At 40.0% G+C, this 26,927-nt stretch carries 21 protein-coding genes and 1 riboswitch; of the genes, 2 read left to right on the top strand and 19 right to left on the bottom strand.

The window, feature by feature from the left end; translation table 11 throughout:
- Positions 1-6 precede the first annotated feature (6 nt).
- Both CSV74_RS09235 and CSV74_RS09230 read right to left on the bottom strand, forming a co-directional pair.
- The gene (locus tag CSV74_RS09235) at positions 7-675 is read right to left on the bottom strand and encodes a methionine ABC transporter permease (protein ID WP_037561938.1); all 669 of its coding nucleotides are present in this window, start codon (positions 673-675) and stop codon (positions 7-9) included.
- A complete protein-coding gene (locus tag CSV74_RS09230) occupies positions 668-1,681 on the bottom strand; it encodes a methionine ABC transporter ATP-binding protein (RefSeq protein WP_099691416.1) in 1,014 nt (337 codons plus the stop codon). Before CSV74_RS09230 ends, CSV74_RS09235 begins: the two co-directional genes overlap by 8 nt.
- A 118-nt stretch (positions 1,682-1,799) precedes the next feature.
- Positions 1,800-1,911, bottom strand: a riboswitch (SAM riboswitch).
- Positions 1,912-2,141: 230 nt separating this feature from the next.
- Here CSV74_RS09230 and CSV74_RS09225 point away from each other — a divergent pair.
- The gene (locus CSV74_RS09225) at positions 2,142-3,308 is read left to right on the top strand and encodes a pyridoxal phosphate-dependent aminotransferase (protein ID WP_099691415.1); all 1,167 of its coding nucleotides are present in this window, start codon (positions 2,142-2,144) and stop codon (positions 3,306-3,308) included.
- A gap of 92 nt (positions 3,309-3,400) precedes the next feature.
- On the opposite strand, the gene CSV74_RS09220 is transcribed toward CSV74_RS09225, so the two are convergent.
- The 4 genes from CSV74_RS09220 to CSV74_RS09205 all read right to left on the bottom strand — a co-directional run bounded on the left by CSV74_RS09220 (position 3,401) and on the right by CSV74_RS09205 (position 7,840).
- Positions 3,401-4,363, bottom strand: a complete 963-nt coding sequence (locus CSV74_RS09220; protein ID WP_099691414.1) for a tRNA dihydrouridine synthase — start codon at positions 4,361-4,363, stop codon at positions 3,401-3,403.
- Positions 4,364-4,639: 276 nt separating this feature from the next.
- Positions 4,640-6,121: a glycine betaine uptake BCCT transporter gene (locus CSV74_RS09215; RefSeq protein ID WP_099691413.1), complete on the bottom strand. Its 1,482-nt coding sequence runs from the start codon at positions 6,119-6,121 to the stop codon at positions 4,640-4,642.
- Between the two features lie 391 nt (positions 6,122-6,512).
- Entirely contained in the window at positions 6,513-7,160 is a 648-nt protein-coding gene (gene bluB / locus CSV74_RS09210) for a 5,6-dimethylbenzimidazole synthase (protein ID WP_099691412.1), read from the bottom strand.
- A gap of 266 nt (positions 7,161-7,426) precedes the next feature.
- Complete coding sequence (locus CSV74_RS09205; protein WP_029054270.1) at positions 7,427-7,840, bottom strand: carboxymuconolactone decarboxylase family protein; 414 nt, start codon at positions 7,838-7,840, stop codon at positions 7,427-7,429.
- Positions 7,841-8,129: 289 nt separating this feature from the next.
- On the opposite strand from CSV74_RS09205, the gene CSV74_RS09200 reads away from it, so the two are divergent.
- Positions 8,130-8,426 (top strand): hypothetical protein, encoded by a 297-nt coding sequence (locus CSV74_RS09200; protein ID WP_099691411.1) that lies wholly within the window; start codon positions 8,130-8,132, stop codon positions 8,424-8,426.
- A 67-nt stretch (positions 8,427-8,493) separates the two neighbouring features.
- Here the strand turns inward: CSV74_RS09200 and CSV74_RS09195 are convergent, their stop codons facing one another.
- The 13 genes from CSV74_RS09195 to CSV74_RS09135 form a co-directional block, all read right to left on the bottom strand.
- Entirely contained in the window at positions 8,494-9,414 is a 921-nt protein-coding gene (locus CSV74_RS09195; RefSeq protein ID WP_233190857.1) for a DMT family transporter, read from the bottom strand.
- A 205-nt stretch (positions 9,415-9,619) separates the two neighbouring features.
- The gene (ald, locus tag CSV74_RS09190) at positions 9,620-10,750 is read right to left on the bottom strand and encodes an alanine dehydrogenase (RefSeq protein ID WP_099691409.1); all 1,131 of its coding nucleotides are present in this window, start codon (positions 10,748-10,750) and stop codon (positions 9,620-9,622) included.
- Between the two features lie 131 nt (positions 10,751-10,881).
- Positions 10,882-12,222 carry an aminotransferase family protein gene (locus tag CSV74_RS09185; protein ID WP_099691408.1) on the bottom strand — a complete coding sequence of 447 codons (1,341 nt, stop codon included), beginning with the start codon at positions 12,220-12,222 and terminating at the stop codon, positions 10,882-10,884.
- 79 nt (positions 12,223-12,301) lie between these two features.
- Positions 12,302-13,924 (bottom strand): BCCT family transporter, encoded by a 1,623-nt coding sequence (locus CSV74_RS09180; protein WP_099691407.1) that lies wholly within the window; start codon positions 13,922-13,924, stop codon positions 12,302-12,304.
- Between the two features lie 58 nt (positions 13,925-13,982).
- The gene (locus CSV74_RS09175; RefSeq protein WP_099691494.1) at positions 13,983-15,434 is read right to left on the bottom strand and encodes an aldehyde dehydrogenase family protein; all 1,452 of its coding nucleotides are present in this window, start codon (positions 15,432-15,434) and stop codon (positions 13,983-13,985) included.
- Between the two features lie 27 nt (positions 15,435-15,461).
- The gene (locus CSV74_RS09170; RefSeq protein ID WP_099691406.1) at positions 15,462-16,670 is read right to left on the bottom strand and encodes a M20 metallopeptidase family protein; all 1,209 of its coding nucleotides are present in this window, start codon (positions 16,668-16,670) and stop codon (positions 15,462-15,464) included.
- Between the two features lie 180 nt (positions 16,671-16,850).
- Positions 16,851-18,041: a M24 family metallopeptidase gene (locus CSV74_RS09165; protein ID WP_099691405.1), complete on the bottom strand. Its 1,191-nt coding sequence runs from the start codon at positions 18,039-18,041 to the stop codon at positions 16,851-16,853.
- A gap of 244 nt (positions 18,042-18,285) precedes the next feature.
- Positions 18,286-19,962: a PucR family transcriptional regulator gene (locus CSV74_RS09160; RefSeq protein ID WP_099691404.1), complete on the bottom strand. Its 1,677-nt coding sequence runs from the start codon at positions 19,960-19,962 to the stop codon at positions 18,286-18,288.
- 1,022 nt (positions 19,963-20,984) lie between these two features.
- A complete protein-coding gene (locus CSV74_RS09155; protein WP_099691403.1) occupies positions 20,985-21,701 on the bottom strand; it encodes a toast rack family protein in 717 nt (238 codons plus the stop codon).
- Between the two features lie 468 nt (positions 21,702-22,169).
- Entirely contained in the window at positions 22,170-23,543 is a 1,374-nt protein-coding gene (locus CSV74_RS09150) for a GntP family permease (RefSeq protein WP_099691402.1), read from the bottom strand.
- A gap of 68 nt (positions 23,544-23,611) precedes the next feature.
- The gene (pdxA, locus tag CSV74_RS09145) at positions 23,612-24,625 is read right to left on the bottom strand and encodes a 4-hydroxythreonine-4-phosphate dehydrogenase PdxA (protein WP_099691401.1); all 1,014 of its coding nucleotides are present in this window, start codon (positions 24,623-24,625) and stop codon (positions 23,612-23,614) included.
- A 1-nt stretch (position 24,626) separates the two neighbouring features.
- Positions 24,627-25,928, bottom strand: a complete 1,302-nt coding sequence (locus tag CSV74_RS09140) for a four-carbon acid sugar kinase family protein (protein ID WP_029055036.1) — start codon at positions 25,926-25,928, stop codon at positions 24,627-24,629.
- Positions 25,929-25,936: 8 nt separating this feature from the next.
- Complete coding sequence (locus CSV74_RS09135) at positions 25,937-26,695, bottom strand: DeoR/GlpR family DNA-binding transcription regulator (RefSeq protein ID WP_099671676.1); 759 nt, start codon at positions 26,693-26,695, stop codon at positions 25,937-25,939.
- Positions 26,696-26,927 lie beyond the last annotated feature (232 nt).

Here is a 26,927-nt window from a genome sequence, read left to right as displayed (position 1 = left end):
CCCCTACTATCTTTTATCTATCATTTTTGAAATTCGATCTCCGCCAAATTGAATCAACTGCACTAGCACTATTAAAATCGCAACGGTGACTAGCATAATACTGTCGTCATATCGGTAATAGCCGAAACGAATCGCCAAGTCCCCAATCCCGCCTCCGCCAACAAACCCAGCCATGGCTGAATAGGCAACTAAGTTAATTAGTGTCAGTGTAAGTCCTTGGATAATACTCGACTTAGATTCAGGTAATAACACATTCCAAATAATCATCCACGGCGACGCACCCGTTGATATGGCAGCCTCTATAACTCCTTTGTCTATTTCACGCATGGATGTTTCAACAATCCTAGCAAAGAAAGGAATGGCTGCCACGGAAAGCGACACACTTGCAGCTGCCGGTCCAATCGTATTTCCAACAATCAGTTTCGTCAGAGGTATTAGGGCTACAAGTAGTATGATGAATGGGATGGATCGAATAATATTAACGAAAAAACCAACTACTGAATTTATTGCACGGTTCTCTAAAAATAACCCTTTATCTGTTGTAAATAACAGAACCCCGAGCGGCAATCCAATAATCAGTGCAATTGTAAGCGAGATGCCGATCATATAAAGTGTTTCACCAAATGCTTTTGTAATATCCGGCATGAGTTCCATAATGTGAGATAGATCAAACATGTTGTCGGATCACCTCCACTTGTGCATTTTGTTCGAGTATGTATGCAATCGCCTGCTCTACTTCGTCACGCTCACCTTGCAATTCCATTAAGAAAATCCCAAGTGCTCGTTCTTGAATATATTCAATCGACCCATGCAGGAAGTTTCCTTTCACTCTATACTTCTGCATAGTATCGGAAATCACACCCTCCATGGCTACTTCACCTTTAAAAGTGATTTTTATCAGTGTACCAGCCAAGGTGGACATGACGGTATCCGGGATTTCATAAGACACTACACTACTAATAAACTCTTTCGTCAAAGGTTGAACTGGATTAGAAAAGATGTCATACACTTGCCCTTCTTCAATGACTTTTCCGTCTTGCATAATCGCCATGCGATCACAAATTTCTTTTACGACATTCATCTCATGCGTAATTAACACAATGGTGATATTCAATTCTTTATTGATCTTTTTCAACAATCGTAAAATGGACATCGTCGTGTTAGGATCCAGTGCAGATGTCGCTTCATCACAAAGCAAAACGGATGGATTATTAGCTAGGGCTCTCGCAATTCCAACGCGTTGCTTCTGTCCTCCGCTCAACTGAGCAGGATATACATCGCGTTTTTCAGACAGACCTACCATTTCAAGAAGTTCCATTACACGTGCCTCTATTTTGTTTGACGGCATTTTTGCTGCTTGTAAAGCAAATGCGATATTTTCGAAAATCGTCTTTTGGCTAATTAAATAAAAGTGCTGAAAAATCATTCCAATCTTCAAGCGCGCCTGCCGAAGTTGTACCCCTGATAGTTTCGTTAAATTTACATCATCAATTAAGATCGTGCCGCTCGTTGGTGTCTCCAACAAATTCAAACAGCGTATGAGAGAACTTTTTCCCGCACCTGAATAACCGACAATACCAAATATTTCTCCAGTCTCGATGTCTAGTGATACATCATCTACACCTTTTACCACTTTTTCTTTTGTCTGATAGACTTTAGACAAATGTTGAATTTGGATCATCTTCTCACTTCTTTCTACATTCAAGTAAATAATCATCAAAAATAGTAAGTTTTTAAAAATTTTTCTAAATAAAAAAATCTTTCATTTTTCTAAATGAAAGAAGTACTGAAATACACTCAGCTTATCTCTCAGATGGAAAACCATGCTGTAGGATTTGGCACCTTCCTTGTTTCATTCAAGGGGTTGCTGGACTTCATCGGGCCTCTTCCCTCAGTCGCTCTTGATAAGAGATTACTATTAAATTATATGCGTAAAACATATACTAATCTGAATTTACAAAACTGTCAAGGCGAATAACAACAAGTCAGTAGAATATCCGACTCATTCTATCAACATTACTTTCCTTTTGCCTAATCTTCGCAATCATCTGGAATCGAATGCCCAACCTTTTATTGAAAAGTCTAGTATGATCTATGTATACTTAACGCAAATACCCTACCAAAGAAAGAAGGAATAGACTATGGCTTTATCTAACCGTTTACAAAATCTCCCTCCACATTTCTTTACGTTATTATTAAATAAAATAGAAAAGGCTATGGATGAAGGCAGAGATGTAATTAATCTCGGACGCGGAAACCCTGATCAGCCAACACCTCCCCATATTATTAAAGCATTGCAAGAAGCTGTTGAAGATCCAGCGACACACGGCTACTCTCCATTCAGAGGAACACTTGCTTTAAAACAAGCTGTGGCTGAATACTATCAGCGTGAATATGATGTCACGATTGACCCTGAAACAGAAGTCGCGGTACTCGGTGGCACGAAAATAGGTGTCGTAGAACTTCCTTTAGCTATTATGAATGAAGGAGACTTATTATTACTGCCAGACCCTGGCTATCCTGACTACTTATCAGGTGTGAGCTTAGCGGGTATTCGATATGATACGATGCCACTACGTAAGGAGAATGAATTTCTTCCTGATTACGATAAACTGACGGATGATCAGAAAAAAGATGCCAAACTAATGTACTTAAATTATCCAAGTAATCCAACAGGCGTCACAGCAACTCCCGAGTTTTATGAAAAAACTGTGGCGTTTGCCAAAGAAAATCAGATTGCCGTCTTACAAGATTTTGCGTATGGTGGAATTGGTTTTGAAGGCCAGAAACCGATTAGCTTTTTACAAACTGAGGGGGCAAAGGAAGTCGGCATTGAAATGCTGTCCCTTTCCAAAATGTATAATATGGCAGGCTGGCGAGTAGGTTTTGCAGTCGGTAACTCTGAAATAATAGAAGCATTAAATGTATTGCAAGACCACTTATTCACTAGCATTTTCCCGGCAGTTCAACGTGCCGCAATTGAAGCATTGACAGGTCCTCAACAATGCGTTGAAGAATTAGTTGCGCTCTATGAAAGTCGCCTGACAGTATTGCTAACGGAATGCGAACGCATCGGTTGGGACGTCACGGCTCCTACTGGCTCATTCTTTGCTTGGCTACCTGTCCCAGAAGGATTTACAAGCGAAACCTTCGCTGATTTATTACTGGATAAAGCAGACGTCGCAGTATCACCGGGGAACGGATTTGGTGTTCACGGAGAAGGATATATTCGTGTCGGGTTGTTGGAAAGTGAAGAACGCTTGCAAGAAGCGATTCGCCGTATTGAAAAGCTTGGTTTATTTAAGTAAGAAAAATAATTCTACGCTACATCCATTACACAAAAAGCCTCCTTGCTCATACCAGTATTTCTGGTATGGCAAGGAGGCTTTTTTAGAATCTATTAATCGAGTTCTACAGAATCCAGTAACGCTCGTACTTCGTCTGTCGTATTCGTACTCATCAATTCATTTCGAAGTTCAGCTGCTCCACGGAACCCTTTAATGTAAATCTTAAAGAATCTACGCAGCGGTTTAAATAGTCGCGGTTCCAGCTCTGTCGAATATTTATCGAAAAGATCCAGATGAAGACGCAAAAGATCTAGCAACTCTTTATAATCATGTTCTTTCTTCTCTTTTTCAAAGGCAAATGGATTATTAAAAATTCCGCGTCCAATCATAACCCCATCCACACCATACTTCTCCACAAGCTCCAGGCCCATTTGACGATCCAGAATATCACCATTGATCGTCAACAACGTATCAGGCGCTATTTCATCACGAAGCTTCTTGATTTCCGGAATCAATTCCCAATGTGCATTGCCATTGCTCATTTCCTTGCGGGTACGGAGATGGATTGACAAGTTCGCGATATCTTGCTCCAGTACATGTCTGAGCCATGTATGCCATTCTTCTATATCTGTATAGCCAAGACGCGTCTTGACACTGACAGGTAATCCGCCAGCTTTTGCGGCTTGAATAATTGCCGCAGCGGTTTCAGGATGGTTAATCAAACCACTACCTTTACCTTTTGTTGCAACGTTTGGCACAGGACATCCCATATTAATATCCAATCCTTTAAAACCAAGTTCCGCCATCCCAATACTCATCTCGCGGAAATGTTCTGGCTTGTCTCCCCAAATGTGAGCGACGATTGGCTGTTCGTCTTCTGTAAACGCCAAACGTCCGCGCACGCTAAAGATTCCCTCTGGATGACAAAAGCTTTCCGTATTGGTAAATTCCGTAAAGAATACATCCGGACGTGCAGCTTCGCTTACTACGTGGCGAAAAACCACGTCCGTAACATCCTCCATCGGTGCTAGTATGAAAAATGGCCGTGGTAGATCAAGCCAAAAATTAGTAGTCATCGTTACGTTCAAATCCTCTCTTCATAACTTGCACCTGCGTACAAAAATAGTTTTTTACATATACTTACCCTTAACAGATGCCAGTCCTACCATTATACAAAAAATGCACAGATGAATTCCACTTCTTTGAGCTACCCTCAAAATTTAATATCGAACTACTTATATTTGATATTGTTTTACCCATTAACTGTAGTCGATTTATACCGTACGGTAAACTAAAAAACCGCTGCTTTTACTACAGCAACGGCTTCATATACTATTTAATAAATTAAGATACTACCTACGCTTAGTTTTCTCTCTACGTAGCTCTTTCATCAGAGAGATGACCATCAATAACATGACGAACGAGAACGGTAAGGCGGCAATAATAATCGTGTTTTGTAAGGCGGCCAATCCACCAACTGACAACAAGATTAATGCAATGGACGATTGGATAATACCCCAAATCATTTTCACACTAGTAGGCGGTGTCAACGATCCATATGTCGATTGCATACCGAGCACAAACGTTGCAGAGTCAGCGCTAGTCACGAAGAACGACGCAATCAACAGAATGGCTATAATCGAAATAATAAATGACCACGGCATTTCGTTAAACATTTCAAAGACTACTAGCTCGGACGAAGAGCTTGCGATATCCGCTAGTCCACTGCGCTGCATATCAACAGCTGTCGTACCGAACGTAGAGAACCAAAATGCACAAAGCAATGTAGGTGCAAGAAGGACGCCCACCATGAATTCTCGGATCGTACGGCCCTTTGAGACACGTGCGATAAACATACTGACGAACGGTGCCCATGAAATCCACCAAGCCCAGTAGAAGATCGTCCAGTCAAACAACCATTGCTGGTTACCTGCATTAAGCGGCGCCGTACGAAGACTCATTTGAACCAGATTTCCTACGTAACCTCCAAGTGATTCAGTAAACATATTCAATATTAACAATGTCGGTCCCAAAACAACGACGAATGCAAGAAGTAACACAGCAAGTACCAAGTTTGTATTGGATAGATACTTGATCCCTTTACTAAGCCCCGACGAAGCGGATATGATGAACAGTACTGTGACTATGGCGATAATAATAAACTGAGAGAACGTCCCAATTTCAATCCCAAATAGATAATTCAGCCCTGCGTTAATTTGAACAGCACCGAAACCGAGAGTTGTCGCAACACCGAATGCGGTAGCAAAGACTGCAAGAACATCAACGAATATTCCCCACGGACCATCCATCTTCTTGCCAAAAATCGGTTTCAATGTTGCTGAAATTAAACCAGGTGCATCTTTACGGAACTGAAAATAAGCGAGAGATAAAGCGACTATTCCATACATCGCCCATACATGAAGTCCCCAGTGATGGAATGATTCACGTAATCCTTCCTTAAACGCTTCATCGGTGTTTGGATCTTCTGTAGCAGGATTGACGAAATGTGACAAAGGTTCAGCTGCTCCATAGAACACTAATCCGATACCCATTCCTGCTGAAAACAGCATAGCAATCCACGTGACCGTAGAAAATTCAGGTCGGTCGGTATCTTTACCGAGTCGAATCTTACCGTACGGACTAAAAATGAGGAATATACTTAATAATAGTAGTAATGAAAGCAACAGCAAATAGTACCATCCAAATGAGGATGCAACGAAATTCTTTGCATTCATTGTAATGGTTTCGAAGCTTTCCGATGCAAATACGCCGTACCCAACCGTAACGACGATCAATGCGATCGTAATGTAAAAGACATTTGATATTTTTCTCATGTTTCTCCTTTCGAAATAAGGTTACTTGTTCGTCTAATGAACGATTATATACTATACATATACTTTCCGAAGAAGGCAAAAGGTAAAAAAAAGAGACGAATATTAAATGAGTTACTTTATTTATTCATAAAGCACGATAAACGTAGACGGGATATAACAAAAAAGAGTTTTTTTATGAAATTATTTATCTCGGATTGATTACACTGAATGAATTAATAATGACTTTATACCTAGAAAAAAGTAGATTTGGCAACATTTTTCTTCCCCTAGTAATGTGTGTCATTTTGTGAAATTACTACTCTTGTATGTCTAACAAAAAACATTGTATATCATCAGCTACTTCACAGCTGATGATATACAATGTTGATGAGCTTAGTGCATCTGTAAACCGTTATTTGTTATTCCACTGATCGGTAAAAATCAAATCATTCAAACTTCGTCGTTTCTCCCAATTCGCTGTTTCCAATATAGGCGCAGTAGGATAATTCTCCGTGTATCCAATAGATAAAAGAGCAATCGGTTCAACATGGGGTGGTATGTTCAAAATATCGCGCACATCATTCTTTTTATAAAAACTCACCCAGCCCATAGCCAGGCCTTCCGCACATGCTGCTAACCACATATTTTGTATTGCACAAGCAGTCGATAACATGTCCGTTTCAGGGATGGAGTTACGTCCTAACACATGTGAGCCGCCACGCGTAGGATCACATGTTACGCAAATAGTGATGGGTGCTTCTTTCAATCCTTGTATTTTTAAGCCAAGAAACTTTGTCTCTTTTTCTCCCTCGTCTTCATAATGAATCGCTAGCGCACGCCTTTCTTTGTCAGCTGCCCAAGCCAACTTTTCTTTCGTTTCATCAGATGAAACGATGACGAAATTCCATGGTTGCATGAAGCCAACTGAAGGTGCGTGATGAGCCGCTTTCAATATGTTATGTATCTTATCCTCAGAAATGGGAGTCGGCAAAAAACTTCGCACATCTCTTCTATTGTAAATCACTTTGTAGACCGCATCTTTTTCTTCTTTCGAAAACATGTAACATCTCTCCTCTAGACTTGTACGTCATTTAGTTTGCTATTCGTTATAGATCATCGTGACTTTATTATAGTGAAGTTACGTAAAGAAAGACAGGTTTGTTAGAGTAGCACTTACATATACTCCATTTGCTAAACATGCAGTTCCAGCCTTTTTCGATCAGTAAAATAGCTGGTCCATTTTCAAGTAGTAGAAAAGTGGTTTCAACCGTTTTGAACATCACCGGTTGAAACCACTTTAAAATGTACTATTCGTAATAAGCTAGCTTACTTCTCGTCTGTTTTCGTAATCGATACTCCGCGTTCCGCAAATACTGTTTGCGCAACGGATAAAGCATTTAGCACGCTCGGGAATCCAGTGTATGGAATCAGATGCATAATGCAGCCGATAATCTCGTCCGGTGTCAAACCTACATCAAGACCTGTTTTGATGTGCATCTGAATCTGTGGTTTGCCTTGTGCTACAAGAGCCGTAATTGTCGTAAGGACCTTCTGTTTATTATCCAATCCAGGCCGTGAATAAATATCACCAAATGCAAATTCCACTACATACTTAGTCAAATCGGGTGCTACATCTTTGAAGCTCTCGCCAATTTCCATCTCACCTGCTGGGTTATCCTCACCCGATAACGTAAGTTCCATTAATTTTTCCAAACCACGTTGATAGCGATCTTCCGCCATTCCAAAAACCTCCTTGATTATAGTAGCCGCCATTCCATCAAAACTGTACGTAAACTTTCTTGTGTATTATTATCTAGCGGTCATACTACTATTGTAGCAAATTTTATAAGAAACCAAAATTTTTCGTCTATTTATGGTTCTATAGGCGATTAGTTCGATATATAAGTCCAATAGCCCACTAACTAGCTTTTCTATTTAGTCATTTAAAAAGTGGTGTCGTTATTCATTACTAGAAAGTCTTCCTATCGTTTATACTTAAAAGAAACAATCGACCCAGGAGGTTTGCACAATGGAATTTAAAAGTATTGAAGAACAAATCATTCAAAAGTATAAAGATGATGAAAACTTGATGATCCGTCTGTTTGTCCAGTGGTGTGTGAATCATCAACTTAATCCACAAGCTCTTTATCAGCAAGCATACCCTGAACAACAGCCAAATTCCGCACTAAAGGAAATCATGGAAAACGATGATGGATTCGAGGAACTTCATATAGATAATGAAACTATGTTGGATGTGCTTCAACTGTTTGGAAATGATGATTTGGCATTTGTAGTAGCTGATGAAATAGCGAAATTCACATCATGATGTGTATCTGCGGGGGAACTATTCCGTTTGTTTATGCTATCAAACGCGAGCAGTTCTTACACAGATACTACTTTTCAAAAGTATGATCTCTTTTATAAAAATTCTTACTTTTCACTTGCTTTCCTACTATGAGTACAGCTGAATACAACACAATTGCGATGCCAAGTATCTGTAACGGAAGCAGTTGATCACCAAGAAACAATACACCAACTAAAACTGCAACAATTGGTTCAATGGTTGCAAGAATCGATGCCTTCCCCGCTTCCAAATACTTTAGACCCGATGTATATAACACATATGCCGCCACGGTGGATATCAGCGCCAGTAGTAAGGCAGCAATCCAAACGTCCACATACTGGAATGTGTCAACCTTGCGCCATACATCACTTGTCATCGACATGAACAAGGCCATGTAAAAGAATGTGTACGTAGTAATTGTCAGAGCCGAATAGCGTTTCGTTATCGGCTTAGTGAAAACACTGTATAGCGCATAACAAAATCCCGAAAGAATCCCCATGAACAGCGTCTTACTAGGGATACTCTCCGATCCGAGCGGCAATAGTCCGACAACAAATGCACAACCAACAATAGCAAATACTAGTGCTAAACCTTTGCGTGCAGTTAGTAATTCCTTAAAGAAGATCCTCGATAGAATCATCACGAATAACGGTCCCGTATATAGTAACGTCACTGCAAGAGACAAGCTAGAACGTGAAAACACTTCGAAATAAAAGTAGTTAAACAGTGCTAGACTAAAAATACCTGCACTCGCAAAGAACATATGATCTTTTATTTGTGTCCGTAACTGATCACGATAGAATAGCATCATGATGGCAAATAAAAACACAAAGCTGAAGATCCCTCGAATTGCTACTACATCCCAAGCTGTGAATCCCCTTGCATACAGTGGCGCTATGAATAAACCGATCAATCCCCAACAGACTGCTCCTGCAATTGTGATTACATAAACTTGGGTGTTTGATTGCATTTCCATTCACTCTCCATTCACTCTCCATTCCCCTGAATAAACTACTATTTTACTCTATTTAATCTATTTACCATTATATATACTATTAAGCAGGCGTGCATACTCTAATTCAAAAGCTATCTGCACGTAAAAAAGACGCAATTGATTAATCAATTACGTCTTTTTATGTGAATATACATATTTAATTATCTTTATAAGTATATCCTCATTTTACCGGTACGAGATTCAATAGCATTTCTGCAGACACATACTCCATATCAAAAGCATCTGCTACAGCTTTATACGTGATATGCCCATCTAATATGTTGATTCCTTTTTGGAGAGAAAGATTCTCTAAGCATGCACATCTAAATCCTTTGTTTGCAATTTGGAGTGCATATGGGACTGTTACATTCGTTAATGCCGTCGTTGATGTTTGCGGAACTGCACCTGGCATGTTTGCTACCGCATAGTGGACTATTTCATGTTTGACATAAATCGGATCATCATGTGTTGTGACCCGATCAGAGGTTGCAAAAATTCCGCCTTGGTCGATTGCGATATCGACTAAAACTGACCCTGGCTTCATAGATTTAACTACGTCTTCTGATACAAGCTTCGGTGCTCTAGTCCCTGGAATTAACACGGCACCCACGACTAAATCTGCATTTTTTACAGACTCTGCAATGTTTAAAGGGTTGGAAACCAGTGTCTGAACATCATTTCCGAATATATCATCTAGTTGACGTAGTCGTTCTACTGACAGATCAAGAACTGTTACCCTCGCACCCATTCCCATTGCAATTCGGGCAGCATTAGTTCCAGCTTGCCCACCGCCTATGATGGTTACACTTCCACGTGATACGCCAGGCACACCGCTCAATAACATCCCTTTACCTCCATTGGTTTGTTGTAGATACTGGGCACCGATCAATGTCGCCATGCGTCCTGCAACCTCACTCATTGGCGCTAAAAGAGGTAGTGTGTTATTTGGAAGTTGAACTGTTTCGTAAGCAATTGCAATTACCTTTTTATTTAGCAGTTCTTTAGTCAGTTCTGAATCTGAAGCAAGATGCAAATAGGTGAATAAAATAAGTCCTTCACGGAAATAACCATACTCAGCTGGTATCGGCTCTTTCACCTTTAAAACCATATCCACTTTCCAGGCTTCTTCTGCAGTTGCAACGACCTTGGCACCTACATTGATATACTCTTCATCTGTAAAACTTGAGCCTGCACCAGCTCCAGTTTCGATAACTACTTCATGGCCAGATGAACATAAGTTAAACACTCCTGCAGGTGTCATAGCGACGCGGTTTTCATTATTTTTAATTTCTTTTGGCACACCAACTAGCATGTTATTTCCCCCTTCGAAAATATAGTATCTGTTCTGCTGTTTCTGAATGATTTTATGTGCGGTAACTAAGCGGCTGGGCCAGAAGCATTTTGTCTGGCCTACCGTAGATACTATACGCAAACTTGTATAGTTTACTTGAGATCTTTCTTTTTCACTTCTGTGAGTGATTTATCAATAATAGAAATGATTGTTTCCACTTCATCTTTATTGATACAGAACGGCGGAGCAAATGCCAACGTATCCTGTCCTTCATAAATAATGCTTCTTGCTAACAGACCGTGGTTCAATGCTTCCTCCACTACTTTTACAGACACCGGATCAGCGAAGCGTGTATTAGTTTCTTTATCTTTCAATATTTCAACTGCTCCCAGTAATCCAATTCCTCTAATATTGCCAATTTCCTCATGACGCTGCGCCAACCATTTAAACCCATTTTGTAATTCCGCACCCATATTTCGTACATTTTCTATCATGTTTTCTTCCTCAATAATTTCCAGGTTCTTCAATGCGACAGCGCAGCACATTGGATGACCGCTATATGTGTATCCATGCATATATACACCTTCTGTTAATTCAATTAATTCTTTTTTGATTTTTTCTGAGATGACCATCCCGCCTATCGGAGCGTAGCCGCTTGAAATACCTTTCGCGATCACCATCATATCGGGAACAGCTTCGAAGTTCTCTATTCCAAAATTAGTGCCCGTTCTCCCGAATCCTGTTATTACCTCATCAGCAATGAATAGAATTTCATTTTGATCACAAATTTCTCGAACTTGATTAAAGTAATTATCCGGTGGTAAATTGACTCCCCCAGAACCTTGAATTGGCTCTGAGATAAAGGCCGCAATGGTTTCAGCTCCTTCTCTTGCAATCATTTCCTTCAGCGCTTGAATTGATGAATCCACATAATAGAAATCGGGTGCTAATGAAGGGAAGTTTCTGAAACCAGGCAAGCCTGTTGCACTCGAAGCCCCTACAGATACACCATGATACGATTTATTACGGGAAATAATCTTTTTCTTATCTGTCTTCCCTTTGAGTCTCCAATACTGTCTAGAAGTTTTAAATGCTGTATCGTTCGCATCAGAACCTCCGGATGTAAAGAAAGTCATCGTTAAATCTCCGGGAGTCATTTGCGCCACCTTTTCTGCCAACATAATTGCTGGTTCATGGCTGTTTGTGGAGAAGGTTGAACTAAACGCCAATTTCTTCATTTGATCCATTGCCGCTTGACCAAGTTCTTCCCTACCATGACCGATATTGACATTCCATAAAGAGGATAGACCATCAATCACTTGCTTTCCTCTAATATCTTTTAAATAAATCCCTTTACCTTCTGTAAAAATAAAACCTGGACCTTTTTCTTGTTGTTGCTTGAAAGAGCTAGTAGGATGCATAAAATGTTGCTTATCAATCGCTGCTAGTTCCTCATATCTTACTTGTGCGTTTTCCTTTGCTTTCATCGTCATATCGTTTTCCTCCATATAATTATATTTTTTTATTTGATCAATACATATTGCAGTAAATCCAGCATGCTTATGCCAACAATTATATATTTTCTTTCACAGTGTCCCGAAATACTGAATTACTATTCTGTGGAGCAGATTGATGTTTCACCAATCGATCCGATGCCACTTCTTCATAGACTTCCACATGCTCTTCTGATTCAACTTCAACTAACTCACCTTTTTTTAAAGACTTCATTAAAGAGTAGCCCATTAGGAATAAGATAAATGTTAGTGGAAGCGCTGCAACCAATGAGGCCGTTTGAAGACCTTGCAGACCGCTGCTGATAATCAGAACCGCAACGATGGCTGACATTAGCACTCCCCAAATTGCTTTTACCGTATTGTTAGGGTTTTGATTTCCATTCGTCGTCATCATTCCTAGCACAAAGGTAGCTGAGTCAGCTGATGTCACCAGGAATGTGACAATTAGTAAAATAAAGACAACTGACAGCAAAGTACTCATTGGGAAGTTTTCAAAAGTAGCGAACAGTGCGCTTGTTACATCATTTTGTACAGCTCCTGCGATATTCGTATTTTGGAACAAATCCATATAAATTGCCGTTCCTCCAAATACAGCGATCCACACTGTAGCAATGAAAGGAGGTACGATTAATACACCGAAAACAAACTCACGAATAGTCCGACCTCTTGAAATCCGCGCAATGAACGCACCTACGAATGGCGACCAAGCAATCACCCATGCCCAATAGTTAACTGTCCATCCTTTCGACCAGGTATTGCCGTCATAAGGTGAAAGACCAAGGCTCATGCCAAAGAAATTCTGAATATAATCTCCAATACCCAACGCAAAGACTTCCAATATGAATTTGGTAGGACCTAAAAACAAGATAACTGCTATCAAACCTAGTGCCAGAACTAAATTTAATATACTCAGGAACTTAATTCCCTTATCCAGTCCAGTCAATGCGGAAGTTAAATATAATAGCAACAAGCCTCCCGTAATGAGTAATAAGAACGTAGTATTTTGCGGTATATCAAATACATAATTTAAGCCACCGTTTATTTGTAATATTCCCATGCCTACTGATGTTGCAACACCGAGCACAGTGGCAATGACGGCTAAAATATTGATACCACTTCTTAATGGCTTCTTGCCACGCTTGCCAATGACAGGATTCAACGTGTCACTGATCATACCGCCACTATTTTTCCGGTACTGGAAATACGCCAACGTCAAGCCTACAATCGTGAATACCGACCATTGGTGAATGCCCCAGTTAAAGAAAGAATATTGCATGGCCTGCCTTCCGGCTTCCGGAGATAATCCTTCCATACCACTTGGCGTATTTGTAAAATGACTCATCGGCTCTGCAATCCCCCAAAACACTAAGCCTGCTCCAAATCCCGTACTGAATAACATACCAATCCAGGTAAAGTAGGAATATTTCGGTTTTTCATGATCCCCGCCCAATCTGATCCGACCGTACTTACTCACAGCCAGCCCGGCACAGAATAATACAATCGCCAAAACAGAAAGTAAGTAAAACCATCCAAATGCATCCGATGTAAAGTTGTACGCTAGATCTGCCCATTTCGACATCCCTGCAGAATCTACTGTTCCCCAAATGACCAGTAATGCAATCACTACCGCTGATATCCAAAAGACACTGTTCATGTATATCGCATTGCTTTTAGGTTTCATATAGTTGCTCCTTTTTTAGTTTCTATACTGGTATAAAGGCAACATACTCACTCAACTATTAAGTCGACCGCTTATGCGATAACTTAAAACTTACCACTCTGGGTTCCGTCATTTCTTGTATTGTAAATTTCACTCCTTCTCTTCCTAGTCCAGAACCTTTCACTCCTCCGAATGGCATTCCGTCTATACGATAGTCACTGCTGTCATTTATCATGATTCCGCCCACATCCATCTTCCCGATTGCTTGAAACGCTTGATCGATATCTTTCGTGAAAATCCCTGCCTGCAATCCGAAATTCACATCATTTGATTTCTCGATTGCCATTTCTAGATCTAGAACCGGAAACAGTAATACGACAGGACCAAATACTTCTTGTTTGGCAATCGTACAATTCGGTGGAACGTCCGTTAGAACTGTTGGAGAATAGAATGCACCATTGCGCTTCCCGCCAACTAACAATTTCGCTCCCATGTCGATTGCTTCATCTACCCAGCTCTCTACCCTAATTGCTTCGGACTCATTAATCATAGGACCCATATCTGTTGTATCTAGCATCTTATCTCCAACCTTATATTGATGTGTCCGTTTAACGAAAAGAGAACTAAAAGTTTCATAGACCGCTTCCTCAATATAAATGCGCTGTACGCCCAAACAATTTTGTCCCACCGCATAAAACGCACCTGACACTGAAGACTCAACGGCTGTCGGGATGTCTGCATCACGTAACACGATGACAGGTGAATTGGAGCCGAGTTCCATACTGAGCTTTTTTAAACCGGCCTTTCTGGCAATCCTCTCTCCTGTTTCCAGGCCTCCAGTAAATGACACCATTCGAATATCGGGATGTGTTACTAATAGATCACCGATTACGCTACCTTTTCCTGTAATGACTGAAAGTATCTTAGAAGGCAGGCCTGCATGTTCAAATGCTTCAGCTAGCAATAATGCGCTGATTGGTGTAACCGTCGCTGGTTTCACAATGATGGCATTTCCTGAAGCGATGGCCGGCCCCACTTTATGAGCAACTAGATTTAATGGATCGTTAAAAGGTGTGATTGCTGCAATTATGCCGATTGGAAAACGATAGTAGTAACCAACGCGATCTTCACTTCCTTCTGATTGGTCAAAGGAGATGGTCTCGCCATTAATACGCCTCGCTTCTTCAGCACTTAATCTAAGCGTTTGGATACAACGCTTAACTTCCGCTGTTGCCTCACGAATTGTTTTGCTTCCTTCCAATGCAATGACAGCCGCGTATTCCTCTTTATTTTTTTCGATATACATTGCTGCTTTGTATAACACGCTGATTCTTTGATGAACAGGCATCGCGGCAGCAGTTTTAGCGCCTTCTTTCGTTTCCCCAATAGCAAAAAGTAAGTCTTCTTTTGAAGCCGAGGGAACAGTACTAACAAATGAGTTATCTTGTGGATTCAGTACTTCAATTACTTCTTCTTTCTTAACCCATTTTCCAGCTATGAACATTGGCTTTCCAGGCATAGTTGTTTTCATTGTCATTATGTTATACCTCCAAAAAGTTTATATTTCACAGTCTTCCGTCATTAGCATTTTGATGGCGGACTCCACTAGGATATTCACGCCTACTAGCATACAACGTTCATCGATATCGAATATATTCGTGTGCAAATCTCGGCTGATCCCATCTGGCAATGCGCATCCGAGGAAAAACATCGAGCCAGGGACTTCCTGAGTCATATAGCCAAAGTCTTCACCACCAAGCCCAAATCTTTCTTCTTCTATTTGAATAGTCGGATATAAATCTTTGGCGGTTTGCTTAATAAGAGTATTGACAGTGCGATTATTATTTAATGCTGGCTCACCGCGATCCACTTCGAATGAATATGAACCGCCAAATGCTTCAGCTAGTTTAAAAGTTTTTTCAATTTCTGCACTCAATTTATATCTGGACTCTTTTGAATATGTCCGCATAGTTCCAGTTACAGCGATCTCCTGCGGGATTACATTACTGGCCGTCCCGGTGTGTACTTCACCGATGCTAGCGACGACCGTTTCTAAAGGAGAAATCGTTCGGGAACTTATGCTATAAAAGGCTGGCAAAATAGCACCGAGCATCCAAACAGGATCCGTTCCCATATGCGGGTACCCGCCGTGACCACCAGTACCTTTGATCTTTGCGCGGAAAACATCTACATTGGCCATACTGTAACCATCATTCACTTGGATTGTGCCTGTAGAATGCCATGGACAGACATGAAGCGCAATGATAGATTCAACACCTTCTAAAACGCCTTCTTCAATCATTCTTGGTGCACCTGATAAACCTTCTTCATCAGTGGCTTCTTCCGCAGGCTGAAAAATCAATTTTACCGTGCCTTGAAATAAACCTTTTGAACGTTTCGCTGCCAGAACTTGCGCTACGCCAAGCAAAATCGCAGTGTGAGCATCGTGACCACAAGCATGCATTACACCATAATGTGCAGATTGAAAGTCATGACTTGTTTTCTCTTCTATTGGCAACGCATCCATATCTGCACGAATCGCAACTGTCCGTCCTTCACCAGTTGAAATCGTCGCCACGACTCCCGTCTTCCCAACGGAAGTCTGAACAGTAATCCCTTCGATTGCTCTTAACGTCTCTGCGACAAAGTGCGCTGTTTTATATTCGTTGAAACTAAGTTCTGGATACTTGTGAATATGCCTTCGCCATTTGATCAGCTGTTGTTCAAAGCTTGTAGTAGCTACTAGATTTTCTATTTCTACTGGCATATTAAATCCCCCTAAACCGAATGATCTATTATTAGGAAACATACATACAATCATTTTATTTAACACAAATTGATCTTTACCTTCTATTTGTTAGCGCTTTCAATTAATAGTTTTGATAAAATCATACAGACAACAACTAACTTATTTGGTCTAAATCAGAAGGTCACTATATTCTTAATTTTAGATAACTATTTGCAAATGTTCTTTTATGATTAAGTTCCGATTAAAATCCGTTAACACTTCGCAGCCTGTTTCAGTTACTCTGATTGATTCGCTAATCTCCACTCCATAATCTTCAAACCACAGTCCAGGAATTAGATGGAAGGTCATATTAGGCTGTAATATCGTCAAATCACCTTTACGGATACTTGCCGTATGCTCGCCCCAATCTGGAGGATAGTTCAATCCTACTGAGTAGCCGATCCTAGAATCCTTACTAATGTTATACTTTGAGATGACAGAATTCCAAGCGCGTTCAATTTCTTCACAAGTTGCGCCAGGTTTAACTGCGTCGAGCGCAGCGTTCATACCTTCCACCATAATTTTAGATGTATCCAATGCCTGCTCAGTCGGCTCTCCAATACAAACTGTTCTCGCTAGTGGAGAATGATAACGTTGATGACAGCCTGCTAATTCAATGATTACCATCTCGTTGTGGGCATATTTTCTATCTGTCCATGTTAGATGAGGAGCCGCCGTATTCTTTCCTGCCGGTAACAGAGGGACAATTGAGGGATAATCTCCCCCGTATTCTGTTGTCCCACTAATCAAATCTTTATATATGTTTGCTGCTACGTCACATTCTCTGACACCTTCCTGAATGGATTGAACTGCTGCATTCATACCGAGACCAGCAATGTTAGCAGCCCTTTTCATATATTCAATTTCTTTTTCTGATTTTATTATACGGACATGATTCACAAGAAGGGTTACGTCTAAGAATTGTACGTTGGGTAAATTTTTCTTAAGTTTTTCATAAGCTAGCGCTGAAAAATAAAACGAACCCATTTCTACTCCCATTCTTCTATTTGATTGACCAATTTGTCTTAAGATCTTTGCTATGAAATCCATAGGATGTTTAGAATCGGAGTGCACATGATCTTCAGGATAAGAAATAATATTATCCTTGTATAGCCACGTTGTAGCTTCAGCAGCTTTCGCATCCATTTTTCTTCCAATCCAAATCGGTTGTTCTTCATCAATGATGACGATTAACATTTGATCGACATAGAAAGACCAGCCATCATAGCCAGAAATATAATTCATATTTGCAGGATTCGTAATCAATAGTACTTCAATACCTTGTTCCTGCATTCTGGTTTTCGTCCGCTCCAATCGCTCCTTATACTCTTTCAAACTAAATGGCAACATTTGATTTCCTCCTATTCAACTTCAGTAATGTATTCTTGTGTACTATGAATCACTTTTAAGTTTCAACATGAAATATTCATTTATTGTTAGTATCTGTTGTTGACTTTTATTATAGATTCTTAATACTTGAAATACATCTTCACTTTTGTATGAACTTTCAGATATATCTTCATACACTTTTAATAAACTAAAAAAAAGAGGAATTGAAAATTAATTATTTTCAATTCCGTCATATTTTATTTGGTTATAGAGGAGTGCCTTCAATTTTGATAACACCTGTCGACCATACTCTAATACTGAAGGTGAGTAAGAATAAATCGTCAGGATCTTCCAGAGATAAGTTCGTCAACAACTCTATTTTTCGTAACCGGTATAATAGAGATTGACGATGAAGATTCATCTCCCGGGCTGTTTGGCTCACGTTACCGTTGTTATAGTTATATGAAATAAACGTATTGATTAGATCCATATCTCTTTTTTCATCATAATTAACTAAAGATGATATGGTAGATATAGTAATGTCTTGGACCTCTTCATTGATTGCTAAACTCAAAAGCAAGCGACTAATCTGTGTTTCATCAAAGTCGAGTCTTTTCCCTGTACCTCTTTGATTTCTTCCCATTTCCAGTGCGGCTTGTGCTTTTTGAAAACTATCCGAAAAGCTCCAAACCCCATCTTTTTCTTTTCCTATACCCCAAGTAAACGTAACACCCGGCAATAAGTGATGAAATCTTCTTTCCACTAAGTCCAGGAACTGATGAACCGTATCAGATGTTACACTGTTCGAGGTCTCTAAAAATACAATTACTTCATCATTTTCAGATGCAAAAAGTAATTGACGCTGAATATTCTCGGCGGCATATAGCATTCCTTCTCTAATATAAATACTCATCCGTTCCAAGTTAACTTTTCTAGACTGGGAGAGCACTTCATCTCGATTAATCAATTCATTTTGATGTGCTGGATATCCGACAATACATATATAAGGAAGATGAAGATTATATCTAAAAAATTCAGCATGAGAAGAAATATGTTCTTCTGACATCTTTTCTCCCCTAGCCAAGTTCAATAAAAATTCATTCTGCATGCGGCTTTCCGCTTTAATCACCGCACTGCTACGCGAGAACCACAAGGCAGCCGCAACTACAGCTTTCTCAGCAATTGACTCTTGATCATCATTCAATCTTTCACCTACTTCAGACAATACGAAAAAGTCGCCTTTATGGTCAGCATCACAATGGATATCAAGATGAATGAGCTGCCTACCACTCTGTTCGAATCTTTTAATCTCTGAGAACACAGGATGATGTGATTCATGAAAAGATGTCTTGTTCTTCATTTGCTTCCACAATGCGAACACAACATTTGCATTTGCGCCGCCTGCAATCACTTCTTTTTTCTCATTACAAATCAGTATAGGATGACCCAATTCTTGTTCAATATATTTCGTAATATGTTCTAACGTTTTCCCTACAAGAATCTTTTGAATCAAATATTGCTGTATATCTTTGGAACGCCTTCTTTCCTGACGTTGCAGTTCATTCAACCTGGACATGACTTCGTGGACAACATCCGAAAAACGGATTTCCCAAGGGAGTTCAATAATAACAAACTCTCTATCTTCAGCAAATCGAATAACTTCATCTGGTATTTCAAAAACATATCTACCTGTAGCAATTACGAAAGCCGACGCTCCCGAGTCATATACATCCTTAACAAATGACATAAACTCCTCTGTCTTTTCATGACAACCAATTCCTGTACTAAGTACAAATTCATTCTTCCTAACGAAATTTTCAACAGGACTTTCAATAACCGAGACCCATTCAACCGATCTGTCAGCTATCAACTCTTTACCCGTTTTTAGTATGGCGGACTGAAGTAAGCGAGAATCTAAAATTTCTTTGACCGATAAAAGCATCCTAGCCAGCTCCTCCCTGTAATTGCAACTTAATATTTTTTTCGAGAAGTTTTCCTTAATTATTGACTTCTTCTTATAACATTCTTTATCCGAAATATTTTTACACACCAATATCATTCGCAACAATTTGCATTTTTCCATGAAACAGAATAATAAAAAACATAATGAATACGCTTACAAAAACACAAAAAGTTGTACTAAATGTTACATTTATTCTGTTTCAAATTATTAACTTTAGTAAAGCATAATGAAGTTTAGTGATTTTCTATATTCTTTGTCTACTGATTCATCACCAAAACTTGCATTTTTCTAACTACATTTGAGCACCTATACGGACTTACTTGCTATTATTCACACTTTCCATCAGCTTTGTCAATGCTTGGTTAATAATATCCCCCCAAAATCAAGACTTCAGTTCCTCATTCTAGTGATTTTATTACTGAAGAAATAGGTAATGTCTCGTCCTTCTTCTCTCTCATACGATATGCATCTCCTATGATTTCTTGGGTTACTAAATATGTAAAGAGCACTTTTATATAGCCGCCCCAATAAATCATTATTGGGTATTTTCCTCACACTATCTGCAATTTGTTTGAGCTGATGATCATCGTGGCCTTTTCATGATGTTTAGAAAATTTCTTAAAGCAAGCAAAGACCGCTAATCCAATGATTAACGGTTTATTACATTACTCTTCGTTATTCCACTGCGCTCTATATCTCCGCAACCCTTTATCTCAAAAATGTTTAGTGTTTAATAGACTTCTACTCAATTGGTACAGATATCCTCATAAGCAATCGTCCTGACCTATAGTAAAATTGCATTACTCGAATTTATCTATCCCTCTTATCTAGAAACTGTCTTCTTTTGCTACCTCATTAGAGAATAAACATGAATAAGTGTATGTGAGGTATATAGCTATGGAATAATATAATATTGTTTCATAGCTAGAATTCCTTATTAGAACTTATTACTTCGCAAATACATTCTGTTGCACTCACATCGGATATTTGTAATATATCCGCTACTCAACAATCAAAAAATCCACACTACCTACACCAACATCAACTTTCAAATGAATGTTAGTATCCGAATGATTGTATGCTTCATTTACATAGATGCCTTTGCCCTTAGATATGAAACGTTTCGTTCCCACGCTACCTATCCCCTTTGAAACAGATAATTTAACTCCAGTCTCTTTAGGTAAATGAATTTTCGCATCGCCTACTCCAAGGTTGATGTCCCCGTCGAAGCTTTCCTTCCATTCCCCGCCAAGATTGATCGTCGTATCACCAACACCAGCATCAATGGATACATGATTGAGATGGATTCCTGCCAATAGTAGTTCTGAATCGGATACACCCATTTCGACATCGAGATTCACAGGTATTTCATTTGTCAGTTGAAGATTCCAATCGTTTCGATGCTTCCGCAAAGCTGAAAGTCCTTTCATTTTCTGCTGAATCTCTACATATCCGATATCTCTTTTATTCTTATACGTAACGGATGGATACCATTTTTTCACATTCGTATCAATGTCTCCATCCACCCATTGTGTTGCACCGCCCTCAACCAGAAGATTACCTGCACCAAAACGGATTGCGACATCCAGTGATTTCGCGTCGTCCTTTTCAATTGATAATGCACCAGAGACCCGGTCCGATTTCATCCAGTCATATGCCCAAAAGCTCACTATACCTAACAGTACTGCGCCCGCAAAAACTATCAGTATTTTCCGCATATTCACACCCCTTTACTCTATCATAAGCGAAACTCAATAAAGTTGAGTCCATCAGATGACTGAAGTTTACATCAGACTAAGGTCTGAGTGGTAAAGTATATGGAGTTCTTACGGTAATTATTTTGTTCTATGAAAAAGTTCGCTACCATTCAAACACAGCAGCATATACGTCCAATCGCAAGTCAGTTGCAGCAATAATGCACTGCCGTCTAGTATATGAAATTCTTTTAGCGTTTCATAAAATCACTTTTATACTAATGTATTAACAAGCTTATATTCACAATAAGCTAATTATCTTTAGTCAAAAAAGCGTCAACCTAAAAACTTTAGGTTAACGCTTTAAATCTAAGTAGTATCTATGAAAGAACTTTTATCATAGTTTAAAGATCTACGTTTGCTTTTCACACAGGTACTATTATAAAATCGAAAACGTCTAGCCGACAAAAAGTTGGCTGTTTAGAACTTTACTCATCCTACAAACAAATTAGCAATCAAAATACACACTAACGACACGGCCCATGCAATGGTCGTTGGAACCGACCAAACCATGACTTGCTCCTTCACTTCCTTCACACCAAGCATACGGTTGACAACCCAAAACATGCTGTCATTGAAGTAAGAGAAAATCATTGCACCTAATGCAGCGGCTTGCGCAGCAAGGGCCATATTAACATCCAGATTAACGACAATCGGTGCAGAAATGGATGCTGCTGTAATCATTGCTACTGTTCCACTTCCTTGGATTAAGCGGACAAGTGTAGCGATGAAGAATGGTACAAGTACTGCTGGTAAAGGAAGTAATGCTACTTGCTGTGCAATGTAGTCTCCTGCTCCACTGTCACGAAGGACTTGTCCTAGCGCACCACCAGCTCCTGTTACGAGTAGGATAATACCCGCTGTAACCATTCCTTCCTCCATACGATCAAGTGCTTCCTCTCTCTTTAAGTGACCTGCCAACAAATATATCGCAGCAATTAAAGATAAACCAACAGCAATAATCGGCTGACCTAGGAATAATAGATAATCGATCCATCCACCTGTCAATTCCATAGCAACGAGTGTTGTATTCAAGAATATAAGAATAATAGGTAATAAAATCGGAATCATTGAGCGGAACAAAGAAGGTAGTTCCTTATTTCGTTCATCAGTCAATCTCACAAGTTCCTGATATGCCATAGGCTCATCAGGCCTTTCAAAGTCAAGACCGTCTTCTGTCGGAATCTGATAAATTCGTTTACCGACCCATTTTGCGTATAACACACCAGAAATGATAATTGGAATTGAAAACAACAGTCCCCATGCTATCATCAGACCAATATCAACGCCGAATATACCTGCTACGCCTAGTGGGCCTGGTGTTGGCGGGACTGCATGATGCGTTGCAACTAAGCCAACAGCAAGCGCAATGCCGAGGGTGATGACAGATTTCCCTGTCTTTCTTGATAGCGCTTTCACTAATGGGTTTAAAATCACAAATGCCGAGTCAACAAATATAGGAATCGAGACAATATATCCCGCAATCGCCATAGCCCATTCTTCTTTGCGTTTGCCAACAAAACGTATAAGACTATAAGCCAGACGCTCTGCTGCCCCTGACACTTCTAGAATTCTACCAATCATTACCCCAAATCCGACAACAATACCGATAGAGCCAAGAGTGTTCCCGAAACCTTTAGATATTGTAGTAGAAACCTCAATCGGATTCATTCCACCGATTAAACCCGTTAATGAAGCTGCAATAATCAAAGCTAGAAATGCATGAATCTTTGTTTTTAATACAAGTAAAATTAGTGCAGCCACACCTATTACGAGGCCTACAATCATTTGCATCTCTGGTGTCATCTGTATCCCCCAATTTCTGATTAAATTAAGTTATTGAAAGAGGGTCTCCCCTCTTTCAACGGATTATATTATAGTGATTCTCTAGTAAACTTAGGTGCATACTCAGCTGCTAACTTAATACATTCTTCCATGCTCACACTTGCTGCAATGTTCTTCCAAGCAATATCAAATGCTGTACCATGGTCAACTGATGTACGTAAGAACGGAAGTCCATTCGTGATAGAAATCGTGCGGTGAAAATCTGTCATTTTTGCAGCAATATGCCCTTGATCATGATAAAGGGAAAGGACCGCATCATATTTACCATTCAACGCCTGGAAGAATACAGAATCTGCTGGAACAGGACCGTATGCATCAATGCCGTCCGCTTTAGCTGCTTCGACACCCGGTGCGATTTCATTTACTTCTTCCATGCCGAACAGACCGCCTTCTCCACTATGCGGATTCAGACCGGCGACCGCCAACTTACGATCTTCTACACCTAGACGTTGCAACGCTTGGTCACAACGGCTCAAGTAATCACGAACACGTTCTTTCGTCATTTGGGAAATTGCTTCTTTTAAAGAAACGTGACGCGTCAAGAAGAAGATTCTCATTCCGTTTACTTGGAACATGGTTAAGGGATCAGGTGCTCCACCCAAATCTTCAAGCATCTCAGTGTGACCAATATACGGAACGTTTGCAGCTTTTAATGATTCTTTATTGATAGGTGTTGTAGCTATTGCCGCTACTTCATCTGCCATTGCGAGTTCCACTGATTTTTTGATAAATTCAAAAGCAGCTTGTCCGCATTGCGCCTGTACTTTTCCAGGTTGCAATGCATCGATGTCAATATTGTTCATATCTAACACGTCCACTGTTCCGAATTCATACTTTCCTTCCTTTGGATCAGAAACAATGTTCACCTCTAAATTCGTTCCTGTTACGCCGATTGCTTTTTTCATAACGTCTGCATCACCGACAACGAGTGGATTACACATTTCATAAATCTCTTGCTTCGCTAATGACTTAACGGTAATTTCCGGTCCGATTCCTGCTGCATCACCCATTGGGATTGCTATAATTTTACGTTCGTTTGTCATATTAAACACGTCCTTCATCATTTTTTGTTTGAAGATAAATAAGGCATTTATAGATTGATTGCTTTTCACCGACCATGCCGCCTTTTGTCACAACCGGTATGCCATCAAATGTCCCCCCGATGAATTTACCATACGCAGAAAGCGGTATTACTTCCTCATCAAGTTGAATTGCTTCAGCACCACTGATTGTAAACAATGCTGCCGTAACATCGCCGCCACTGGAAAATGTACCGTCGATTTTCATATTACAATTTTGTATGATTGAATGCGTTACTTTCGCAAGACCCGAAGTAATCCTCTTCGCGAGCAATTCTTCGGTGGTACCTTCTTCTTTTGCAATACTTGTCAGAGACAGAATTTTTGAAGTCGGAGACAGTGTCGTTACAATTAAAACTTCCTGCTCTTTCAACTTCCTCATTCCTTCGTCAGTTGCACGCTTCACTTCAACGTCCCATCTATCTGTTGTCGTCGCCAATTGCGAAGCATCCACATAGACCGGGGAGGAATTAGTTTTATCCATTAAATAGCGCAATTGTCGGCCGGTAAGACTGGTAACACTACCTACTGTGACAATATATCTATTCCTGTACAGTCTTCGCCTAGTCAATACACGCGCAAAAGCTGCTGTTAGCGGACCTGGATCCACCGGAAATAACGTATGTTCTTCCATCATCGCCATTGACTCCGCGATATTGCTTATTTCTTCATTCGTAACTGCATCGATCACAATGATTCTCTTACCTGCATTGATTTGCTCCAACAAAGAAGCGGTAATTTTAGTTTTTCCTTGTAAGACATCCCCTAGTCCAATATGTCCGATTTCATGTTGGCTTTGCTCCGCAATCACTGCGGGCACAAATGATTTGGATATTGGGTTCATCGGATCTTTTGCCACATCTGTTTCCTGAACTGGCACGCCTTCCACTAACAGATAGCCGCCAGATGTAACCCGTCCTGAGTCAGGATAAGAAGCAACGACAATAGCGATGCTTTCTTCCCCTGTACTGGTAAGCAATGCATCAATCTCGGAACCAATATTGCCCCGAATCGTACTGTCAATCCGCTTTGCGATAACATCAGCTCCCCACAATCGAAGCTGCTTGAATGTGTCTTGAACCCTCTCTTTTGCAACAGTAGCATCTACATACCTACTGTCCGTATCTACACAAATCGATGTGAACTTGTCCGATTTCGGTACCTGTGCACCAAAAATTATCGTGGCGCTTTTAAATCCGACTTTCGCAAGACGTACGCCCGTTGCGTTCGCACCTGTCAAATCATCTGCGATTATTCCGATCTTCATATACTCACCTACTCTGCAATAATGATTTCTGCCAATTCGCTATATTTCTCCATCAGTTCTTCCGATAATTGCTGATCTGTAATAATCGTAGAAACGTCTTCCAGATCACAGACCTTTGAGAAGGCTTTCTGATTAAACTTTGTTGAATCTGCTACAAGTATTGTTTCTGTGGCTGTTCTGATCATCTCGCGTTTCAAGGATGACTTATCGATTGTGGGTGTAGTAATACCAAACGAACTGTGAATCGCATTTGCACCCAAAAAGAACAGGTCGACATGGATTGATTTCAAGATATTTTCTGTCAAAGAACCATACAGAGTTCCCGTTTCTGTCTGTAACCGACCGCCAAGAATGATTACTTCTAATTTGCTGCCCATAAGCTCAGCTGCTATTTTTATATCATTCGTAATCACTGTGATCTGTTCATGTGTTTTTAATAACCGTGCAATTTCTAGCGTCGTAGTTCCTGAATCGATGAGCACTGTCATACCGTCCGATACAAAAGAGACAGCATGTTTTGCAATCATCTTCTTTTCCTGGACAGAAATATTAGACTTTAATTCAAACGTCTTTTCGTGAATCAGTGCTTGTGATGGAACTGCTCCGCCATGTGTGCGAATCAGCTTGTTCTGCTTCTCTAGAACATCGAAATCCCTTCGTATCGTCATAGGCGTTACATTCAATACTTCCGACAGTTGGATGATGTCCACTCGTCCTTCAGTTGCAAGCGATTCCATTATTTTCGATCTTCGTTCTTTTGGAGACAATCCAATGACCTCCTACATGCTACGTTCATCAGAATCAATAATATGTTCTATATAAACATTATTATGTTACTTTCGAACAAGTAAGTCAATCATTTATTATTATGTTCTTTAATAATTATAGTATTCTCATAAAACTTGAAAAATATAACGTGACAATGTATTTGGATTGGTTAGTATTTCGTATGAAGTGAATGTTTACGCACAGTATAAAGAAACGGTATGAAAACTGCCG

The sequence above is a fragment of the Sporosarcina sp. P19 genome, from assembly GCF_002743165.1.
Taxonomy (GTDB): domain Bacteria; phylum Bacillota; class Bacilli; order Bacillales_A; family Planococcaceae; genus Sporosarcina; species Sporosarcina ureae.
This window is presented reverse-complemented; position numbering and strand designations above follow the sequence as displayed.

Excerpts from the sequence above, each read along its gene's own strand:
- CSV74_RS09175 (WP_099691494.1), bottom strand. The coding sequence starts at position 15,434 with ATGAAAACAACTATGCCTGGAAAGCCAATGTTCATAGCTGGAAAATGG.
- CSV74_RS09200 (WP_099691411.1), top strand. The coding sequence starts at position 8,130 with ATGGAATTTAAAAGTATTGAAGAACAAATCATTCAAAAGTATAAAGAT.
- CSV74_RS09220 (WP_099691414.1), bottom strand. The coding sequence starts at position 4,363 with ATGACTACTAATTTTTGGCTTGATCTACCACGGCCATTTTTCATACTA.
- CSV74_RS09160 (WP_099691404.1), bottom strand. The coding sequence starts at position 19,962 with ATGCTTTTATCGGTCAAAGAAATTTTAGATTCTCGCTTACTTCAGTCC.
- CSV74_RS09230 (WP_099691416.1), bottom strand. The coding sequence starts at position 1,681 with ATGATCCAAATTCAACATTTGTCTAAAGTCTATCAGACAAAAGAAAAA.
- CSV74_RS09195 (WP_233190857.1), bottom strand. The coding sequence starts at position 9,414 with ATGCAATCAAACACCCAAGTTTATGTAATCACAATTGCAGGAGCAGTC.
- CSV74_RS09170 (WP_099691406.1), bottom strand. The coding sequence starts at position 16,670 with ATGCCAGTAGAAATAGAAAATCTAGTAGCTACTACAAGCTTTGAACAA.
- CSV74_RS09180 (WP_099691407.1), bottom strand. The coding sequence starts at position 13,924 with ATGAAACCTAAAAGCAATGCGATATACATGAACAGTGTCTTTTGGATA.
- ald (WP_099691409.1), bottom strand. The coding sequence starts at position 10,750 with ATGCTAGTTGGTGTGCCAAAAGAAATTAAAAATAATGAAAACCGCGTC.
- CSV74_RS09235 (WP_037561938.1), bottom strand. The coding sequence starts at position 675 with ATGTTTGATCTATCTCACATTATGGAACTCATGCCGGATATTACAAAA.
- bluB (WP_099691412.1), bottom strand. The coding sequence starts at position 7,160 with ATGTTTTCGAAAGAAGAAAAAGATGCGGTCTACAAAGTGATTTACAAT.
- CSV74_RS09150 (WP_099691402.1), bottom strand. The coding sequence starts at position 23,543 with ATGACACCAGAGATGCAAATGATTGTAGGCCTCGTAATAGGTGTGGCT.
- CSV74_RS09215 (WP_099691413.1), bottom strand. The coding sequence starts at position 6,121 with ATGAGAAAAATATCAAATGTCTTTTACATTACGATCGCATTGATCGTC.
- CSV74_RS09225 (WP_099691415.1), top strand. The coding sequence starts at position 2,142 with ATGGCTTTATCTAACCGTTTACAAAATCTCCCTCCACATTTCTTTACG.
- CSV74_RS09140 (WP_029055036.1), bottom strand. The coding sequence starts at position 25,928 with ATGAAGATCGGAATAATCGCAGATGATTTGACAGGTGCGAACGCAACG.
- CSV74_RS09155 (WP_099691403.1), bottom strand. The coding sequence starts at position 21,701 with ATGCGGAAAATACTGATAGTTTTTGCGGGCGCAGTACTGTTAGGTATA.
- CSV74_RS09165 (WP_099691405.1), bottom strand. The coding sequence starts at position 18,041 with ATGTTGCCATTTAGTTTGAAAGAGTATAAGGAGCGATTGGAGCGGACG.
- pdxA (WP_099691401.1), bottom strand. The coding sequence starts at position 24,625 with ATGACAAACGAACGTAAAATTATAGCAATCCCAATGGGTGATGCAGCA.
- CSV74_RS09185 (WP_099691408.1), bottom strand. The coding sequence starts at position 12,222 with ATGACGATGAAAGCAAAGGAAAACGCACAAGTAAGATATGAGGAACTA.
- CSV74_RS09205 (WP_029054270.1), bottom strand. The coding sequence starts at position 7,840 with ATGGCGGAAGATCGCTATCAACGTGGTTTGGAAAAATTAATGGAACTT.